This is a genomic window from Mycobacterium simiae (assembly GCF_008370645.1).
Classification (GTDB): Bacteria; Actinomycetota; Actinomycetes; order Mycobacteriales; family Mycobacteriaceae; genus Mycobacterium; species Mycobacterium simiae_A.
Genome location: NZ_VTZN01000484.1, coordinates 1 through 608, shown reverse-complemented (window position 1 = coordinate 608; position 608 = coordinate 1). Strand labels below are relative to the sequence as shown.

At 62.3% G+C, this 608-nt stretch carries 2 protein-coding genes; both read right to left on the bottom strand.

Annotated elements, in window-relative coordinates:
- The coding region (locus F0Q45_RS26555; RefSeq protein ID WP_149656655.1) for a WXG100 family type VII secretion target at positions 1 to 269 on the bottom strand (269 nt) is incomplete at its 3' end.
- A 38-nt stretch (positions 270 to 307) separates the two neighbouring features.
- Complete coding sequence (locus F0Q45_RS26550) at positions 308 to 604, bottom strand: WXG100 family type VII secretion target (RefSeq protein ID WP_149656656.1); 297 nt, start codon at positions 602 to 604, stop codon at positions 308 to 310.
- Between the last annotated feature and the right edge of the window lie 4 nt (positions 605 to 608).

Genomic DNA, 608 nt, shown 5'->3' with positions numbered 1-608 from the left:
CCGACGGCGCTGTCGGTCTGCGCCATGTTGTTACCGGCCGCCTGGACCTTTTGGCCGTGGGAGTCGGCCTGTTGGTAAATCACCTGGAAGTTGCGACCCAACTGGGTAATGAACTCCTGGCAGGCCACCGAACCAGCGCCGCCCCAAAAGTCACCGGCCGCCAGCACATCGCGCACGATGGCCTGGTGCTCGGCCTCCAGCGACGCAGACTGCGCGCGGATGGTGGCGCCATGGGCGTCGACATCACCGAACTGATAATTAATGGTCATGGGTATTGTCCTCCTGAATTGAAGCTGTCGAAGTCGGGCTAGCTGCTAAGGATCTGCCGGGAGGTCTGCTCTTGCTGCTCGTAGTTCTGGGCGTCACGGTTCAACCCGCCACTCACCTCGTGCAGCATGTTGACGATGTTGCGAAACGCCTGGTGCATCTGGCCCATGGTGTCCAGTGAGGTCGCCTGGGCCAGACCGCTCCAGCCGGCACCGGAAATGTCCTGCGCGGACGCCATCATCCGGACAGACGCGCCCTCAACAGCATCGGCGTGCGCCGCAAAACGGGCCGCCATGTCCCGCATCGCGTGCGGGTCAGTCATAAAACGTGTTGCCATGTTG

Excerpts from the sequence above, each read along its gene's own strand:
- F0Q45_RS26550 (WP_149656656.1), bottom strand. The coding sequence starts at position 604 with ATGGCAACACGTTTTATGACTGACCCGCACGCGATGCGGGACATGGCG.